Genomic DNA, 14,205 nt, shown 5'->3' on the forward strand with positions numbered 1-14,205 from the left:
TCGGGGAAATAAATTTTCAATTTCCGCTTTCATTTTATAGTTTTAGCTAAAATCCCAAGAAATGAAAAAGCTACTTATCGTAATGATTGCCTTGGTGTGTCTTTCTGGCTGCAAAAGAGCTGAAAAGCCGGCTGAAAAAGATACCAAAGTAGTTGAAAAAACACCTCAGAAAAAAGAGGTTCCATTTGTTTGGGAAGGCGCCAATATCTATTTCCTGTTAACAGATCGCTTTAACAATGGAAATCCCGACAATGATATCAATTTTGAACGAACCGAAGAAACCGCTGTTTTAAGAGGTTTTGAAGGAGGAGATATCCAAGGGGTAACCCAAAAAATTGAAGAAGGGTACTTTACCGATCTGGGAATCAATGCCATTTGGTTTACTCCCGTTGTAGAACAGATTCATGGATCTACGGATGAAGGAACTGGAAACACTTATGGATACCATGGCTATTGGGTCAAGGATTGGACAGCTGTAGATCCCAATTTTGGCACAAAGAAAGATTTAGAAAAACTGGTAAAAACAGCCCACGCCAAAGGTATTCGTGTTTTGTTGGATGTAGTCCTTAACCATACCGGCCCTGTAACCCAAAAAGATCCTGTATGGCCCGAAGAATGGGTCAGAACGGCTCCCAAGTGCGAGTTTACCACTTATGAAAATACCACTGCATGTACTTTGGTTGAAAATCTTCCCGATATTTTGACTGAATCAGATGAGCCTGTGGAGTTGCCTGATGCCTTGCTCGCCAAATGGAAAGAAGAAGGCCGATTAAGCCAAGAACTGGATGAACTTCAGTTGTTTTTTGAACGTACAGGATACCCAAGGGCACCGCGATATTATGTTATTAAGTGGCTTACGGATTACATCAACGATTTTGGTGTAGACGGTTTTAGAGTGGATACTGTAAAACATGTAAACGAAAATGCATGGGCCGAACTTTACAAAGAAGCCACCTACGCATTTGAAACCTGGAAGAAAAAGAATCCCGATCAGGTTTTGGATAACAATCCTTTTTATATGGTAGGTGAAGTCTATAATTATGGCATTTCAGGAGGGCGTAAATTTGATTTTGGCGATATTGAGGTCGATTTCTTTAATTATGGGTTCAAAAGTCTTATCAATTTTGATTTGAAGACCGATGCGAACAAGAACTACCAGAGCATTTTCAAAAAGTACAATCGCCTATTAAATACCAAGTTAAATGGAAAGAGTGTTGTCAACTATTTAACCTCTCATGATGACGGAAGCCCTTTTGACAAAGAGCGAAAAAAGCCTTTTTATACGGCCAATGTGCTTTTATTAACACCAGGAGCCTCACAAGTGTATTATGGAGATGAAACTGCAAGAAGTCTGATCATTGATGGTACTGAGGGCGATGCCACTTTGCGTTCCCTTATGAACTGGGAGGAACTGGATAGTCTTCCGCGTACCCAAAAAATTCACAAACACTGGCAAAAGTTAGGGCAATTCCGTAGGGACCATCCAGCCATAGGAGCTGGGCGACATAAAAGATTGGCCAAATCCCCATATGTGTTCTCCAGGACGTATATGGATGGTGATTACAAAGACAAAGTAGTTGTTGGATTGGATTTGCCTAAAGGCAAAAAATCCCTTTGGGTAAAGGGATTTTTTGGTGACGGCACCAAACTGTACGACACCTATTCCGAAACAGAGGTTATGGTCAACAAAGGAAAGGTCATTTTGGATAACGAATTTGATATTGCCCTTTTGGAGTTAGTGGAATAGTTACGCTCTGGAATGTAGGGCGATTCGATTACCTTCAGAATCCAAAAAAACTCCCATGTAACCCACTTCTGGGCTGATTTGCGTTTTAGGTCTTAGGACTTTTCCTCCAGCCGCCTCTACCCTATCCAATTCCTTTTGCACGTCCGAGCTTGCAAAATAGATAAGCACTCCATCTGTATTGCTGGGCTTATAACTTTCATGTTGAATAAGGGATCCATTGGCTCCCGGTTTTCCTTCTGCCCATGGAAACCATCCCATCAACGTACCTCCAAAATCCTGTACCTGGATTTCAATCTGAAAAACTTTGTCGTAAAAAGCTTTGGCCCTATCCATATTCGTAACTGGAACCTCAAACCAGCTTACCATATTTTGTTCCATAGCTATTTTTCCAATAGTGTTTTTAAACTGGCCAATCCTTCCTCAAAATCACTACCAACGGCCTTGTCCATATTCATGAACAACATAAAAATACTGGTGGGAAATTTGTTTTTGCCAGAGAAACCCCAAGTAACCTTAGTGCTGCCCGCACCCGCATCCTCTGTCAGCAAATAAGCATCTGACGTGGACTTCCATGGTTTCAAGAATCGAAGTTCCGATTCAATACGTTCCCCATCCACAATTTTGGTAAGTTCCTGCTCTCCTTCGCCCACATCCTTGTTTCCATTCCAATAACTCGTGGCGCCCACCTCGCCATCGGTTCCTGTGAATTTCTTTTCCATGTTAGGGTCTTTTTTGTTCCATGGCGACCAAGCATCTTGGTTTTTTAAGAACCTTAAGTTTTCAAAAACCTCATTTTTTGGTTTTGCAATTTCTATGGATCTAGAAACGTTGTAGCTTTTTGGCGCAATCATCGCCAATATCAAAATCAGTAAAACAATTCCTGCTAAAATGTAGAGTAGTGTAGTCATTTGTTTTTAAAATTGGTTGTATCCTAAAATACAAAAAACTTCACTTTGAAAGGTATCTCTCGATAATCCCTTCCACATCTTTGATAGTTTTTTTGGTCCAATCCAATCGTTTTTCGAGGATTTCTTCTTCGGAAAGTTGCCAATCAATATCTGATGCTCTCAGTTTCTGGGTTAGTTGTTGGATAATGATGGCAACCGAAACAGAGATATTCAGGCTTTCAGAAAAACCTACCATCGGAATTTTTAAGTAGCCATCCGCCTTTTGCATCACCTCATTACTGAGTCCTTCTTTTTCTGTTCCAAAGAACAAGGCGGTCTTGGAATCAATTTGAAAGTCGAAAAGGTATTTTGAATCATTATGAGGCGTGGTAGCAACAATTTGATAACCTGTTTGCTTTAACCTGTCTAAACATTCGGTTGTGGTCTGATAACGGTTTACATCCACCCATTGCTCAGCTCCCATGGCAATGTTCTTGTCCAAACGCTGGCCAAATCGGTCTTCAACCACATGAACCTCTTGAATACCAAAAGCATCACAGCTGCGTATTACCGCACTCGTATTGTGCAGTTGAAACACATCTTCAATGGCTACCGTTAAATATTTGGTCCTGTTCTGGAGTACCTCTAAAAAACGTTGCTTCCGCTCTTCCGTTAGAAATCCTTCGAGGTATTTAAACAAATCATGGTCAAACATAAATACCAAAATAACGAAAATTGAATTTCTTATTTTTGAAATGTCCCCTTGAGGGGACTTTAGGGGTGTCAAAAAATTATACATGAGCAAACAAAAAGTAGTTGTACTTACAGGTGCGGGAATGAGTGCTGAAAGCGGCTTAAAAACCTTTAGGGATGCCAATGGACTTTGGGAAGGTCATGATGTAATGGAAGTTGCATCCCCTCAAGGATTTGCAAGGAACCCTGAACTGGTGCTGGAATTTTACAACCAACGACGCAGACAATTACTCGAAGTTTCGCCAAATGCCGGACATAGCGCATTGGTTGAATTAGAATCGCATTTTGATGTAAGCATCATCACCCAAAATGTGGACAATCTACACGAGCAAGCTGGTAGCTCTCACGTTGTGCACTTGCATGGAGAGTTGTTCAAGGTACGAAGTACAGTCAACGAAAATCATGTATTGGACTGGAAAAAAGACCTGGTTTTAGGGGATTTGGATGACAATGGACATCAATTGAGACCTCATATTGTTTGGTTTGGCGAAATGGTCCCTATGTTGGAAACCGCAGCGTACATCACACAACAAGCTGATGTTTTAATCATTATTGGCACATCAATGCAAGTGTATCCCGCTGCCAGTCTGATCAATTATTCACCACAAGAAACACCTATCTATTTTGTAGATCCAAGACCAAATATCAACGCTTCAGACTATAGGAATTTAGAAGTTATCGCCAAAACTGCAACCGAAGGTGTTCCTAATCTTGTTGCACAGCTAACTGATAGTTTGATCTAGCCTCTTTGGCCCAGTCCATCAGTAATTTTTTCTGATCTTCGGTGAGCTTAGCGTCTTTATGCGTCCATGTATACGAATTCAATGGCATTTCTCCTTCCTCAACCTCTTCAATCAGTTCTTCCAACTTGTGGTCTTTCTTTTTGTCTGAATAATTTTCCCATCCAGAGAAGTCCAAATGTTCTCGGCCTTCTTCAATATGTCCGTCCAACCAATAGGAAACTGGAGCAATGTTATTATACCAAGGATAACGAGTATTAGCGCTGTGACAATCATAGCAAGCTGTTTTTAGCAGCATTTTCACATCCTCTGAAGGTTTTGTTTCGGCCTCAAAAGCTGCTACATAAGTTTCTAAATCAGCTTCATTTTTTTCTGGTCTATAAAATTGCATTCCAATTAAAATTATCAAAAGGAATATGGCCACTTTTTTTGCTATTTTCATCACTCGAATTTTAGTAAAAATAAGTTTTTGTGACAGAACAGCAATTGCATGCAACGTTAAATTCAGGTCGTCTTTCCAAAGCGGAAATAACCCAACTTGTGGATCAATTGGCCACACAACCAGAATTGATCGGACATTTACTTGATGAAGTGTTTGCTCAGGACAAAACGGATTCCTTCAACGCGAGCTGGACATTTGACCATTTAATGCGCAAAAAATTGGTTTACCTCTTGCCCCATTTTGAAAAATTCACCAAAGGTTTGGAAGGATTAAAGTCCGAATCCATCATTCGTTCAATGGCCCATGTATGCGAATTTTCCATGGAAGCGTATTTTAAAGCAAAAGACCCGGTATTTACGCAAAACATATCCCCGGAACAATTGGAGCGGATACTGACCGTATGTTTTGATTGGCTCATTGGCGAACATAAAGTAGCGGCTAAGGTCTTTGCCATGAGCAGTTTGTATTATTTGGGATTAAAATACGATTGGGTGCATCCAGAATTAAAAATGGTTTTGGAGCAGCAGAATCACAGAGATAGTGCCGGGTACAAATCCAGAGCTGCAAAAACCTTGGCAAAGTTGCGCAAACTTGGCTTTTAAACTCCTTAACTAATAAGTATCTTTGCGCTTTCAAAAAAATCGGTCAATGTCTTTAAACCAACTTAACGCCATCTCTCCCATTGATGGTAGATATCGAAACAAAACTGAAGCTTTAGGGAATTATTTTTCAGAGGAGGCACTTATAAAATATCGTGTACAGGTAGAAATTGAATATTTTATTGCCCTCTGCGAAATTCCGCTTCCGCAACTGGCCGATTTTGATACGACCCAATTTTCCAATCTGCAGAAAATCTACCAAGATTTTTCTGCCGAGGATGCAACTGCCATCAAGGAGATTGAAAAGACCACCAACCATGATGTAAAGGCCGTCGAATATTTCATCAAGCAACAATTTGATGAGTTAGGACTGGAAAAATACAAGGAGTTCATCCATTTTGGGTTGACTTCCCAAGATATCAACAATACCGCCATTCCCTTGTCCATAAAAGAGGCCATGAACGATGTTTATGTACCCCTTTATTTTGAGGTTTTTGAAAAATTAAAGGCCCTGGCAACTGAATGGGCAGATATTCCCATGTTGGCACGAACCCATGGGCAACCGGCCTCCCCTACCCGATTGGGAAAAGAAATCGATGTTTTTGTAGAGCGTTTGAAGGAACAGTTCAATTTATTGAATGATATTCCAAGTGCAGCCAAATTTGGAGGGGCAACCGGGAATTACAATGCGCATAAAGTAGCTTATCCAGCTATTGACTGGAAAGCTTTTGGACAACAATTTGTTCAAGAAAAATTAGGGCTTTATCACTCCTTCCCCACCACACAGATTGAGCATTATGACCATATGGCCGCTTTGTTCGATTGTTTAAAACGCATCAATACCATCTATATTGATTTGAACCGGGACATCTGGACTTATATCTCTATGGATTATTTTAAACAGAAAATCAAAAAAGGGGAAGTTGGTTCCTCAGCTATGCCCCATAAGGTGAATCCTATTGATTTTGAGAACTCCGAAGGGAATTTGGGTTTAGCCAATGCCATTTTTGAGCATTTATCGGCAAAACTACCAGTTTCTAGACTACAGCGCGACCTAACGGACAGTACCGTGCTCAGAAATGCAGGAGTGCCCTTTGCACATACTCAAGTAGCCTTTTTGTCGACCCTTAAAGGATTGAACAAATTGGTGTTGAATGCGGAAAAATTTGAGCAAGACTTGGAGGACAATTGGGCTGTTGTGGCCGAGGCCATCCAGACCATATTACGACGTGAAGGTTATCCAAATCCATACGAAGCCCTAAAGGGCTTAACTCGAACCAATGAAAAAATCACCCAAAAATCCATTGCTGGTTTTATAGACACATTAGATGTTTCTGATGCCATTAAAGGGGAGCTCAAACAAATAACCCCAGCAAATTATACTGGGATTTAATACGCAGTTTTTACATACGAGGAATTGTGAAATTTGAGGTTGCACTTATTGGTTTGTGAACGAAAAGTAGCGGATTTTTATACACCGTTTTTTCGGTTTAAATTTGCTTTTAAATTTCACAAAACCAATGTTGTTTTAATTTTTTGAAATGGTTTTGTTGCAACAATATTTATACCCTTTAAAAGGGAATACTACTTGTTTAATATAATTTGTCTCTTCTGGATATTTGTAAAAGGCCTTATTGACACCAACCTTTTCTACATAACCATTCCTGTTGTAGAATGTACCAAAAACCAAATCCCAAAAAGGAATTATATTTCCATAATTCTTTGCCTCATCCATTTTTTTACTGTGATGAAAATGGTGGATTTTCGGTGTAACGATGATGTAATCTAAAAAGCCGGTTTTCACCAATATATTGGAATGAGATAAATAAGCGACCATTATATGAAAAATGCCTACAAGAAATATGATGGACTCGCTAAAACCAAGTAATAAGAGTGGCGCAATTTTTAAAAAAGTGTTCAGTAACATATTTAACGGGTGCATCCAATTTGTTTTAAACCAATTTAGCTGTTCTGAAATGTGGTGAATTGAATGTACTTGCCAAAGAAAAAGACTGAAAAAAGAATTTGTATTTCCTTTATGGCTAATACGATGATATAAGTATGGCAAGAATTCTCCAACAATATTTGCAATTATAAAGATTAACCAAAATGGTAACAGGTTCCAAGTAGGGCTTACTTCAAAAAAGTTATTTTGAATCAATAGAACAAACCATAGAGCCACTGTTTTACCAATAGCATCAAAAAATCCAATAGATATGCTAAAATGAAGAACTTCGGTTAGAATTGTTCCCTTATGGATCCTCCAACTTTCATTTAAAGGAATAATCCTCTCTAAAAAATAAATAGAGGCAAAAGAAAAAAATAAGATAATAAATGAGCATAAGAGCAAATTCCAATCTTCTAAAATTGCAACATATCCAAACACCATACTAATAGTTAATAATGCTGGAACAGCTATTAATGACAATATTTTTTTTGAGTTCATTTGACTACTTTTTTACTGTAGTCGTTAGAAGTACTGAAAAAGATGCAAATTAGAGCACCAAATTCAGTCTTTGCATTTCTTCTTTGATGTCATTTGGTAAGCTGCAAGAGTTTTTTAACTCAAAATCAATTACCTGTCCTTTTTTATTATAAGAAACATTAAGACAATCTTCGATTAGTTCTTTAAACATTTTTCTTCCGCGCAGAATTCTAGATTTAGTTGCCGCTAGTGAAATCCCTAAATTTTTGGCTACTTCCTTTTGCGGCAATTGTTCTATTTCACTTAAGAAAAGTGTGTCCGCGTATTTTTTCGGCAAGTAGTTTTTAATCACAAAATCCGATAAGTCGCAAATACAAGTCTGTTCTGATAACTCGCTTGATGTTTCGTAAGTATTCTTCTGAAGATATTTTTTTCTGTAAAAGTCAGAGATTGTATTACGAGATACTTGAAATAACCAATTTTTTGGATTTCTTATCTCTTTCTCCTCCAACAATGATACGTATAGCTTCACACTTACCTCCTGCAAAATATCATTTACATCTTCAACATCATCAACTTTTGAAGTGATGAAATTACGCAACCAATCTTTATATATATTCCAAACATTTTCGTATTTCATTTGCCTTTGTTCAGCTTACACACTACGTTTAAGATATAATCTAGTTTTAATGAGTTATATCGACCGATACTGAAACAAGTTCAGCACAGGTAAGTGAAGTTCGGGAAAATCCGCTTAAAAATCTAATGTAAATTGAAGGAAAGGGCACCAGATTATTTGTTGCAATACCTATCTTTTCCAATTTTGAATGCGGTCCAAGAACAAATAGCTTTCCACAAATTCCTTGTGTGCCGTGCTCGTCATTTTTTCCAATAGATTTAAAGCAGAAATATAGCTCGTCAAGTTTCCATTGGATGAACTAAATTTCCCATCCTCCACAAAGGTGACCAAACTATCATCCTGGACTTTTAAATTGGGGTAATCTTTCTGTAACTGTTTTCCACCCCCAACATAGGTGACAATTTTACGCCCATCCGCTATTCCAGAGGCACCAATAAGCTGCGCTCCGGCACAATTACTGACCGTATATTGGGTTTCCTCGTTTTTCTTTCTGATAAAATCCACCATTTTTTTATTGCGCACATGGGCGAACATATCATAGCCACTGGGAACAAATAGGGCCGTTAACTTTGGACAATTCTCAAACGTATAATCGGGAACAAAATGCATCCCCTCCTCTGTAGTTATTGGATTTAGGGTTTCTGCTATGGTAACTACATTGAAAAGTTGTTCCATTTTTTGATTGGGTTTCGCAAAAACATCTGAAGTGGCGATCACCTCTCCCTGTAAAACCCCATGGAACATCAATAATCCTATCGTCGGTAATTCCGGATTGAACGGTTTTAAGTGTTTTGTCAGGGTATCCGATGGTACCTCAACTTTGCCGATATCCATATTCTCGACGTTGTTTTTCGATTTCTCCGTATTGCAGCCAATAATTAGGATTGTAAATATTGCTATCGCCATTATGCTATATGTTTTCATGCTATGCTATTGTTTATTGATTCTATCTGTAGGTTTAATGATCATTCTAAAATATTGGTCCTTGTAGATGTAGTAACCAAGCCAGTTATACAAGGTTCTAATTTTGTTCTTAAAGTTGACGAGCCCCATGATGTGTACAAAAATCCATACCAGCCAAGCTCCAAAACCTTTAAAGAATTGTTTCTGTCCTGGAAAATCCAACACCGCCTTGTTTCTTCCTATAATGGCCAAGGAGCCTTTGTCTTGGTATTGAAAAGGCCTCCAGTATTTGTTTTTTCCATTCAGGTTAATTGCTAAATTCTTTGCTTGCTGTAAGGCGGGTTGCGCCAGTTGTGGATGTCCGTTTGGATAATTTTCATCCCCAAAGAGCAAAGCGCAGTCTCCCAATGCGTAAATGTTGTTGTACGAATAAACCTTATTAAACTGATCGGTTCTTAATCTTCTTCCCGCTCCAAAACAGTCTTCCGAAAACCCCGGAAACGTTTTGGCCGATACCCCGGCCGCCCAAATAAGGTTTTTGGAATGAATCTCCTTTCCGTTTGACAAAAACACCGTCTCCCCGTCAAAATCTTTGACCAGGGTATCCATAATCAAGTTGACGCCCAGTTCAGACAGCTTTTTACCTGTATAATCTTGTGCATTTTTTGACATAGCAGCCAAAACCGATGCTTGTCCATCAATCAAACTTATTTCCCCCAGGTCATCTGCCTTTAGTTCGGGATAATCTTTTATAATAATCGAGCTTTTCATTTCCGCCAATATGCCCGAAAGCTCAACTCCGGTTGGCCCTGCACCTGCAATGACAAAGGTTAGGTGTCTTTTTCTTTCTTCCGTATCCTGAATTCTTGTAGCACGATCCAATCGGGTGAGGATAATATTTCGAAGGGATAGCGCATCACTTATGGTTTTCATGGGCAAACTTTTTTCAGCAATGCTTTCATTCCCAAAAAAGTTGGTCTCTGTCCCCGTGGCCATCACCAAAATATCATAATCCAGTTCACCATTGCTCAATATGATTTTGTTTTCTTCTGGAACAACCCTTTCAAGAGAAGCCAATCGAAAACGAACATTTTTGAATTCTCGCAATATTTTCCGAAACGGATAACTTATTGCCGATGGCTCCATAAAACCAGTGGATACCTGATAAATTAAAGGTGGAAAGAAATTATAGTTATTGCTGTCAACTAAAACAATTTGGTAATCGGTAGAATTTCCTAATCTCTTGATCAGTTCCAAACCTGCAAAACCACCTCCTACAACTACCATTTTTTTCATATTCCAATAATGCTTTATCCAATGAAAAACAAAGGTACGAAGCGTGATTATCGAAAAAATTAAGCTGGTTTAAGAAAGTTGCTTTTTTTTGATTTCGCTCAAATATTCAGGGGTCAAACCGAGGAAGCTCGCCAAAAGATATTGCGGAACACGTTGCACGAATTCTGGAAAGTTATCCCGGAACATAAAGTACATTTCTTCCTTGGAAAGACTGTTGATGAATTTTATGCGCATTAAAGCTGCTCCGTAGGCTTTTTCATAAATGGACCTGAAATATTTTTCCATTTTGGGATATTTCTCCAGCAGTTCCTGATGTTTGGAAAAGGAAATGGACAAAACTTTGGATTTTTCAACGGTTTCAATATAAAAATTGGAGGGGGTTTGGTTTTGAAACGCCAAAAAATCGGTCAACCACCAGTTTTCCATAGCAAACTGGGTGGTCTTCTGGTTTCCCAAGTCATCAATAAAATACAATTGCAAACAGCCTTTTTCAACAAAAAAAAGCTTGTCGCACAATTTGCCAGCAGAAAGCAAAGTTTCCTTTTTCTTGAGTTTATGAAAATCAAAATAGCTCAGGATTTCGGCCGCCTCACCTTCGGAAAGCACAAAACTTGTTTCTATGTGATCTATTAAAGCGCTTTTATGCATATGCTACATATAAACAAAAAGAAATATTTCCATTATGAGTAGTCCGCGGTCCTATGGTACCTGAATGGCAACACCAGCATGTGAAGTTCGGAAGTTTTGATGTAAAAACCTACGCCAAAATATTCATGCCTTTTTGGAATCGCACTTATCGATTCAATACAAAAAAGTATCTGGTCTATATTCGACAGTAACTGTTATATTTCCTCCTTTTCTCCATTATGAAAAACTCTATAGTACTTATTTCCTTGAATAAGCAGACCCTCAGATTTCGCATTGGGCCAGTTTTTATGATAATCTTTGGGGTGCTTTACATCGATTCCTATTACTTTTCCCTTGTATTGTCTATTTACCTTTGATTGAAGAGTGTGACCGACCACAATTGTCTTTGCATTAAATGTATTGATTCCGCTTTCTACCTGCTGCTGGGTTAAATCATCTTTGAAATAACCTCGATACCAGCAAATTCCTTTTGCAGTTGAGATTAATAAATTATCAACCGATTCTTCCGTTTTTGGATAATATGGTCTGTAGTAGTTGCGTCGTATAATTTGATTGACTTCTTCCAAACTTAAGTTTGAATTGGCAACTTCAGGATGAATTCCTCCATGTGCAAACAGGTTTCCATTAATGAGTTCTATGGCATTTTTGCTTGACATCCATTTACCTAAAAAGGAATTTTGATTGTACAATTCGCTTCTTACCCTTCCCAAAATGTTGGCCGCCAGAAGATACTTTTCGGCAGAAGCTCCATAGTCTCCTTGCATATTTTTCAGTTCGTGATTTCCGATAATAAAATGTACGACTCCTCCCTGTTTTGCAGCATCTTGCTCTAGTTTATAGATAAACCATAGCACTTGCGTTACGGACCAGCCTCTATCTACAAAATCACCCACCAAAACTAAATGGCCTTTTCCAAAAGTCCAATTTAGATTCTTGTCAATAACCTTATTGTTTATTAGAAAATCCCTAAAAGTTTTATAGCCACCTTCAATATCTGAAATTGCGATAACAGGATTGCCATCACTATAGGTTGTTTTGGGGTTTTTAACAGCTGTGTCTATCGTAAAGTCGAAGCTGGTGGAATCAATTTGAAAATAACTTTTTGCTCGGATTTCCGCATCAGTGGAATATTCTTTTTCCTCAACAAAATATCCCTCGCCCATATTTCCCTTAACATAATTTACATTTAAAATACTGTCGTTTTTATAAAAAACGTAAGGCCCCTCATTATCAATTTCATACATTAAAGGATCATCGCCGTAATGTAAACTTGCCCCATGGTATAGGCCAAATAAAATCCCCAATGTTCCTACTAATAAAATGGTTGCGACTAGGTGTTTTACGTATCGTAATATTCTTTTTTTCATTTTTATTTACTTTAAATTCAAGACGAACCTAGCTCAGGATTATTTTTTGCTAAAATCAATGTGACAAACATCTATTTGGTAGGGACACAAGCTCTTCAAACGTCTTTCAACTTGCTTCATCCCGTAACTACCCAATTTCAACACCATGGAGTGGTTGTTTGTCAACTTTTTTGTAGAAAATGGATATTCCATTAATATTTGCGATATGGCATCAAAAGAATATAAAAATAGGTGGTTGCTCATCGCACTAATTGCAATTGCACTTATACCGATAATTATTACTGTTGTTGAACTGATTACCACAGAAAAGGAGTCCGTAATATTTATGGGAGACTATGATCCAATTATTGGAGTTGTTGTCATTACCTATTATGTGGGGCTATTTGGTTTGGGTGTTTTTTGGTTCACAAAACAACTAATTGCCCTAAGCAGATTAAATAATGAAACGTCAAAGGCAGAATTAATGCTTTTAAAAAGTCAAGTAAATCCGCACTTCTTTTTTAATATGCTCAATAACTTATATGGTTTGGTGGGGAGGGATGCCAAAAAAGCTCAAGAGTTGATACTTAAATTATCCGATATGATGCGTTACAGCATTTATGAAGGAGCGAATAGTTTGGTTACCCTCAAGGAGGAGGTTGACTATTTAAAAAACTACATTGAGCTCCATAAAATGAGATATCACAAAAAAATTGATATCCGTTTTGATTGTCAAATAGAAAAAGATTACAAAGTGGTGCCCCTATTGTTCATTATCCTTTTGGAAAATGCTTTTAAACACGGAGTGGAACGTTTAGGAGATGGTGCTTATGTACATGTCAAAATTGTCGCTCTTAACAACGAAATACAATTTACCGTGGAAAACAATTTTGATAGCGCCGAAAATAGCAAAGGACCTGGAATTGGCTTAAAAAATTTAAAACGAAGATTAGAGTTGGCCTATCCTAAAGAGCATGAACTTTCATTTTTTACAATTGAAAATGTATATACAGATTATGACGGTCCTTATATTTTTAAGGTACAATTAACTTTAAGCAATTTATGATTAGATATTTAATAGTTGACGACGAACATATGGCCCACGATATTATCAAGGGTTATTGTGATTTGCTGCCTGATATGCAATTGATGAAAAGTTGTTATGATGGATTGGAAGCATTTGAATATTTGAACAAAAATGAAGTTGATTTGATTTTTTTGGACCTGAACATGCCAAAATTAAAAGGTTTCGAATTCCTGAAAACATTAAAAAACCCACCAAAAGTAATAGTAACAACTGCCTATAAAGAATTTGCCCTTGAAGGGTATGAACTCAACATTTCCGACTATTTATTGAAGCCCTTTGGTTTTGAACGCTTTTTAAAGGCAATCAATAAGGCGTTTGGTTCTCCTACCATGCAACCTTCAGTTTCATCTGGAAACGATACGATTTCAAAACGTATTTTTCTACGCAGTAATAAAAAGTATACTCAAGTAGAAATTAACACTGTTTTATTTATAGAAGCGTCTGGGAATTATACCAAGGTGGTAACAGCAATGGAAACAATTACCGTTAGAGAAAAAATATCAACTGTGCTGGAATTATTACCTAAAGAAGAATTTTTACAGGTTCATAAGTCATTTGCCGTTGCTCCTAAACATATTAACAGTATTGAAGGCAACAGGATATTTATAGCGAATTATATTATCCCGATTGGTAAATTTTATAAAACCAATGTTGCTCAATTATTAAAGTAAGCTGATTTTTGGCTCAATAGT

At 37.8% G+C, this 14,205-nt stretch carries 16 protein-coding genes; 6 read left to right on the plus strand and 10 right to left on the minus strand.

What is annotated here, in order from left to right:
• The first annotated feature begins 61 nt into the window (after positions 1 to 61).
• A complete protein-coding gene (locus ACOQO1_RS06750; RefSeq protein ID WP_420602101.1) occupies positions 62 to 1,747 on the plus strand; it encodes an alpha-amylase family glycosyl hydrolase in 1,686 nt (561 codons plus the stop codon).
• Here ACOQO1_RS06750 and ACOQO1_RS06755 read toward each other — a convergent pair whose 3' ends face one another.
• Genes ACOQO1_RS06755 through ACOQO1_RS06765 form a run of 3 tightly spaced genes read right to left on the minus strand, consistent with a single transcriptional unit; the run spans position 1,748 to position 3,349 of the window.
• A complete protein-coding gene (locus ACOQO1_RS06755; RefSeq protein WP_420602102.1) occupies positions 1,748 to 2,125 on the minus strand; it encodes a VOC family protein in 378 nt (125 codons plus the stop codon). It lies immediately after the preceding gene.
• A gap of 2 nt (positions 2,126 to 2,127) precedes the next feature.
• On the minus strand, positions 2,128 to 2,655 hold the full coding sequence (locus tag ACOQO1_RS06760; RefSeq protein ID WP_420602103.1) for an SRPBCC family protein: 528 nt from the start codon (positions 2,653 to 2,655) through the stop codon (positions 2,128 to 2,130).
• A gap of 40 nt (positions 2,656 to 2,695) precedes the next feature.
• Entirely contained in the window at positions 2,696 to 3,349 is a 654-nt protein-coding gene (locus ACOQO1_RS06765) for a TrmH family RNA methyltransferase (RefSeq protein WP_420602104.1), read from the minus strand.
• An 82-nt stretch (positions 3,350 to 3,431) separates the two neighbouring features.
• On the opposite strand from ACOQO1_RS06765, the gene ACOQO1_RS06770 reads away from it, so the two are divergent.
• Complete coding sequence (locus ACOQO1_RS06770; protein ID WP_420602105.1) at positions 3,432 to 4,130, plus strand: SIR2 family NAD-dependent protein deacylase; 699 nt, start codon at positions 3,432 to 3,434, stop codon at positions 4,128 to 4,130.
• On the opposite strand, the gene ACOQO1_RS06775 is transcribed toward ACOQO1_RS06770, so the two are convergent.
• Positions 4,093 to 4,569, minus strand: a complete 477-nt coding sequence (locus ACOQO1_RS06775) for a heme-binding domain-containing protein (RefSeq protein WP_420602106.1) — start codon at positions 4,567 to 4,569, stop codon at positions 4,093 to 4,095. The genes ACOQO1_RS06770 and ACOQO1_RS06775 overlap by 38 nt on opposite strands.
• Positions 4,570 to 4,598: 29 nt before the next feature.
• Between ACOQO1_RS06775 and ACOQO1_RS06780 the strand changes: the two genes are divergently transcribed.
• On the plus strand, positions 4,599 to 5,171 hold the full coding sequence (locus ACOQO1_RS06780) for a hypothetical protein (RefSeq protein ID WP_420602107.1): 573 nt from the start codon (positions 4,599 to 4,601) through the stop codon (positions 5,169 to 5,171).
• Between the two features lie 46 nt (positions 5,172 to 5,217).
• Positions 5,218 to 6,561, plus strand: a complete 1,344-nt coding sequence (gene purB, locus ACOQO1_RS06785) for an adenylosuccinate lyase (RefSeq protein ID WP_420602108.1) — start codon at positions 5,218 to 5,220, stop codon at positions 6,559 to 6,561.
• A gap of 135 nt (positions 6,562 to 6,696) precedes the next feature.
• Here purB and ACOQO1_RS06790 read toward each other — a convergent pair whose 3' ends face one another.
• From ACOQO1_RS06790 to ACOQO1_RS06815, 6 genes are all read right to left on the minus strand, one after another.
• Positions 6,697 to 7,614, minus strand: a complete 918-nt coding sequence (locus tag ACOQO1_RS06790) for a sterol desaturase family protein (RefSeq protein WP_420602109.1) — start codon at positions 7,612 to 7,614, stop codon at positions 6,697 to 6,699.
• Between the two features lie 49 nt (positions 7,615 to 7,663).
• Complete coding sequence (locus tag ACOQO1_RS06795) at positions 7,664 to 8,233, minus strand: sigma-70 family RNA polymerase sigma factor (protein ID WP_420602110.1); 570 nt, start codon at positions 8,231 to 8,233, stop codon at positions 7,664 to 7,666.
• Between the two features lie 168 nt (positions 8,234 to 8,401).
• Complete coding sequence (locus ACOQO1_RS06800) at positions 8,402 to 9,157, minus strand: DJ-1/PfpI family protein (RefSeq protein WP_420602111.1); 756 nt, start codon at positions 9,155 to 9,157, stop codon at positions 8,402 to 8,404.
• Positions 9,158 to 9,163: 6 nt separating this feature from the next.
• Positions 9,164 to 10,432, minus strand: coding sequence for an NAD(P)/FAD-dependent oxidoreductase (locus tag ACOQO1_RS06805; protein WP_420602112.1), 1,269 nt, complete (start codon positions 10,430 to 10,432; stop codon positions 9,164 to 9,166).
• A gap of 69 nt (positions 10,433 to 10,501) precedes the next feature.
• Positions 10,502 to 11,080: a Crp/Fnr family transcriptional regulator gene (locus ACOQO1_RS06810; RefSeq protein ID WP_420602113.1), complete on the minus strand. Its 579-nt coding sequence runs from the start codon at positions 11,078 to 11,080 to the stop codon at positions 10,502 to 10,504.
• A 194-nt stretch (positions 11,081 to 11,274) separates the two neighbouring features.
• Positions 11,275 to 12,447, minus strand: a complete 1,173-nt coding sequence (locus ACOQO1_RS06815) for a metallophosphoesterase (protein WP_420602114.1) — start codon at positions 12,445 to 12,447, stop codon at positions 11,275 to 11,277.
• Positions 12,448 to 12,592: 145 nt separating this feature from the next.
• Here ACOQO1_RS06815 and ACOQO1_RS06820 point away from each other — a divergent pair, with 145 nt between their 5' ends.
• Together ACOQO1_RS06820 and ACOQO1_RS06825 are read left to right on the plus strand one after the other, a co-directional pair.
• Positions 12,593 to 13,492, plus strand: a complete 900-nt coding sequence (locus ACOQO1_RS06820) for a sensor histidine kinase (RefSeq protein WP_420602115.1) — start codon at positions 12,593 to 12,595, stop codon at positions 13,490 to 13,492.
• Positions 13,489 to 14,184, plus strand: coding sequence for a LytR/AlgR family response regulator transcription factor (locus tag ACOQO1_RS06825; RefSeq protein ID WP_420602116.1), 696 nt, complete (start codon positions 13,489 to 13,491; stop codon positions 14,182 to 14,184). The genes ACOQO1_RS06820 and ACOQO1_RS06825 overlap by 4 nt, the downstream gene beginning before the upstream one ends.
• Positions 14,185 to 14,205: the final 21 nt, after the last annotated feature.

The sequence above is a fragment of the Flagellimonas sp. genome (genome assembly GCF_965222555.1).
GTDB lineage: Bacteria > Bacteroidota > Bacteroidia > Flavobacteriales > Flavobacteriaceae > Flagellimonas.

Coding starts and splice junctions, on each gene's coding strand:
- ACOQO1_RS06750 (WP_420602101.1), top strand. CDS start 62: ATGAAAAAGCTACTTATCGTAATGATTGCCTTGGTGTGTCTTTCTGGC.
- ACOQO1_RS06755 (WP_420602102.1), bottom strand. CDS start 2,125: ATGGAACAAAATATGGTAAGCTGGTTTGAGGTTCCAGTTACGAATATG.
- ACOQO1_RS06760 (WP_420602103.1), bottom strand. CDS start 2,655: ATGACTACACTACTCTACATTTTAGCAGGAATTGTTTTACTGATTTTG.
- ACOQO1_RS06765 (WP_420602104.1), bottom strand. CDS start 3,349: ATGTTTGACCATGATTTGTTTAAATACCTCGAAGGATTTCTAACGGAA.
- ACOQO1_RS06770 (WP_420602105.1), top strand. CDS start 3,432: ATGAGCAAACAAAAAGTAGTTGTACTTACAGGTGCGGGAATGAGTGCT.
- ACOQO1_RS06775 (WP_420602106.1), bottom strand. CDS start 4,569: ATGAAAATAGCAAAAAAAGTGGCCATATTCCTTTTGATAATTTTAATT.
- purB (WP_420602108.1), top strand. CDS start 5,218: ATGTCTTTAAACCAACTTAACGCCATCTCTCCCATTGATGGTAGATAT.
- ACOQO1_RS06790 (WP_420602109.1), bottom strand. CDS start 7,614: ATGAACTCAAAAAAAATATTGTCATTAATAGCTGTTCCAGCATTATTA.
- ACOQO1_RS06795 (WP_420602110.1), bottom strand. CDS start 8,233: ATGAAATACGAAAATGTTTGGAATATATATAAAGATTGGTTGCGTAAT.
- ACOQO1_RS06800 (WP_420602111.1), bottom strand. CDS start 9,157: ATGAAAACATATAGCATAATGGCGATAGCAATATTTACAATCCTAATT.
- ACOQO1_RS06805 (WP_420602112.1), bottom strand. CDS start 10,432: ATGAAAAAAATGGTAGTTGTAGGAGGTGGTTTTGCAGGTTTGGAACTG.
- ACOQO1_RS06810 (WP_420602113.1), bottom strand. CDS start 11,080: ATGCATAAAAGCGCTTTAATAGATCACATAGAAACAAGTTTTGTGCTT.
- ACOQO1_RS06815 (WP_420602114.1), bottom strand. CDS start 12,447: ATGAAAAAAAGAATATTACGATACGTAAAACACCTAGTCGCAACCATT.
- ACOQO1_RS06820 (WP_420602115.1), top strand. CDS start 12,593: ATGGAGTGGTTGTTTGTCAACTTTTTTGTAGAAAATGGATATTCCATT.
- ACOQO1_RS06825 (WP_420602116.1), top strand. CDS start 13,489: ATGATTAGATATTTAATAGTTGACGACGAACATATGGCCCACGATATT.